Here is a 2,570-nt window from a genome sequence, read left to right as displayed (position 1 = left end):
GGGATCAGACGCTCAAGAGAGCCCGCCTTTGGCGGCGATGGCCGGACCTTGTTCGTCACCACGGCCCGGATCGGCCTGACAGACGAACGCATTTCCTGCGCTCCGGCCTCAGGGGCGCTTCTGGAAGTCGATTATGAGGACGCGGTGCGATGAAGGACCACCATCTGTCTCGCCGCGATGAACGTGGCCAAAGCCGATGCTAATGTCAGGTTGGACACGATAGCTGCTGAAAAACCTTCAACATCAGAATGGCTAGTTCCCACCCATAGACGCTGTAGACCTTGGCACATCTGCTTCCAACGCGGGAAAATGATTTTCCGCGGCTCATCTGGGGCTGGAAGCAGAACGGCGGCTTCGGCTCCGAACCTTCAAGAGCGGACATCCAGGTCGGTGCGAGCAGCGGACTGACCTGACCCATTGCTGTCGTTGCGGGGAGGACTCCACTCCGCGACTCGTGTTCCCGCCCCGGCTGCCCTGTCAGACGCCTGGGATTTATGCCCACTCCGCTCCCCACTCCTGGACCATATGATCGGGGCTGACTTGTTTGAACGCCCGTATCGGAACCTGATAGTCGACCGCGCGGATCGGGCTCTTCAATTCGTCACTRACCAGCCGCCTTTTGTCGACACGCTGGCTTAGATCCGGGATTGGCACCGCCGAAAGCAACCGCCTCGTGTACGGGTGTTGAGGGTTGCCGAAGACACTGGCGCGTGAGCCGATCTCGACGATCTCGCCAAGATACATCACCGCCACACGGTGGCTGATCCGTTCGACCACGGCCATGTCATGCGAAATAAACAGGAATGCCAGCTTCAGCCTTTCCTGCAAGTCCAGCATTAGATTGACCACCTGCGCCTTGATCGAAACATCGAGCGCGGAAACCGCCTCGTCGGCAACAATGAGTTCGGGACCAAGCGACAGGGCGCGCGCTATACAGATGCGCTGGCGCTGTCCGCCGGAGAACTCATGTGGAAAGCGGTCATAGACATCTCCGTTCAGGCCGACGCTCTTCAAAAGTTCGCCGACGCGTTCGCGCGCGCGCTTCGGCGTTTCCGTGGCGTGCGCTATCATCGGCTCGGCAATGCTCTCACCAATGCGCATACGCGGATTGAGGCTGGCATAGGGATCCTGGAAGATCATCTGCATACGCTTGCGCATGTCGCGGAACGAGGACTTTTCAGTCTTCAGAATGTCTTCACCAGCAAGCTGGATCGATCCACTTGTCGGCTCGGTCAGCCGGACGATCGAGCGGCCCGTCGTCGATTTGCCGCAACCGGACTCGYCAACGAGGGCAAGCGTTTCGCCGGGTTGAATGCTGAACGAGACATTCTCGACCGCGTGCACGCGGCCAGTCAGGCCACGCAGGACGCCTTTGCGAATATCGAAATATTTGGTGAGGTTCTTCACCTCCAGGATCGGCCGCGCCACGTCGACCGTATCGGCGCCGGCCACCGGTTCAGCAGCGATGCCCGTCTCTTGGTCGACGACGGGAAAGCGCAGCGGACGGGTCTTGCCGGTCATGGAGCCAAGCTTGGGTACGGCCGACAAAAGCGAGCGCGTATATACATGCTGTGGATTTGCGAAAATGTCGCCGGTGTCGCCGCGTTCGACGACATCGCCGCGCAGCATGACAATGGTGCGGTCGGCAATTTCGGCGACCACCCCCATGTCGTGCGTGATGAAGAGGACGGCCATGCCCTCCTCTTGCTGCAGATCCTGGATGAGTTCGAGGATCTGGGCCTGGATGGTCACGTCTAGCGCGGTGGTCGGCTCGTCAGCGATCAGTAGTTTGGGCTTGCAGGCAAGCGCCATGGCGATCATCACGCGCTGGCGCATGCCGCCGGAGAGCCGGTGCGGATAATCGTTGAAGCGCGACTTCGCCGACGGGATACGGACACGTTCAAGAAGCCGGATGACTTCAGCTTCGGCCTCGACACGATTCATGTTGCGGTGGCAGATCAAGGCTTCGGCGATCTGGAATCCGATGGTCAAGCTCGGATTGAGACTGGTCATAGGCTCCTGGAAGATCATGGCAATCTCATTGCCACGCACACTGCGCATGTCCTTTTCAGGCAGATCCAGTAGCGACCGCCCCGCCAGCTTGATGCTGCCCTCCACCTTGCTATTTCCGCCCGGAAGAAGCCGCATGATCGACAGCGCCGTCATGCTCTTGCCGGAACCGGATTCGCCGACAATKGCCCCCGTCGTCTTTGGCGCGACATCGAAGGAGATGTCGCGAATGACAGGCGTCCATATCCCGTCATTGTGGAAGGACGTGCGCAGCTTAGTGACGGACAGGATGGGTGTGGTCATTGGACGGTCTTTCACCGGAGGCTCAGAACAACACACTGGCAAGGAAGCGAAGGCAGATCAGTAGGAGGAAAATGCCGAAGGCAATCTCAAGCTTCGACTTGGACCATGAATGCGCAAGCTTCACGCCGATCGGAGCCGTGAGCACCGAGGTCGGAATGAAGAGGACAAGTCCAAGCAGCGACACGAACCCTATCGCGAGCGGAAACTGCAGGGCAGTCACGTCTGGGAATTCAGCCGCGCGCGGCCAACCTGCATAC

At 59.6% G+C, this 2,570-nt stretch carries 1 protein-coding gene and 1 pseudogene; both read right to left on the bottom strand.

What is annotated here, in order from left to right; translation table 11 throughout:
* Nucleotides 1–492: 492 nt before the first annotated feature.
* On the bottom strand, nt 493–2,313 hold the full coding sequence (locus AC1DUU_RS29165) for an ABC transporter ATP-binding protein (protein ID WP_476786808.1): 1,821 nt from the start codon (nt 2,311–2,313) through the stop codon (nt 493–495).
* A 22-nt stretch (nt 2,314–2,335) separates the two neighbouring features.
* Nucleotides 2,336–2,570, bottom strand: a pseudogene (locus AC1DUU_RS29160) (sulfite exporter TauE/SafE family protein); the annotation flags it as partial.

The organism is Aminobacter sp. P4_H6_2 (genome assembly GCF_056400805.1).
Note: the sequence above shows the minus strand (reverse complement) of the source record. Positions and strands in the feature narration are given on the sequence as shown.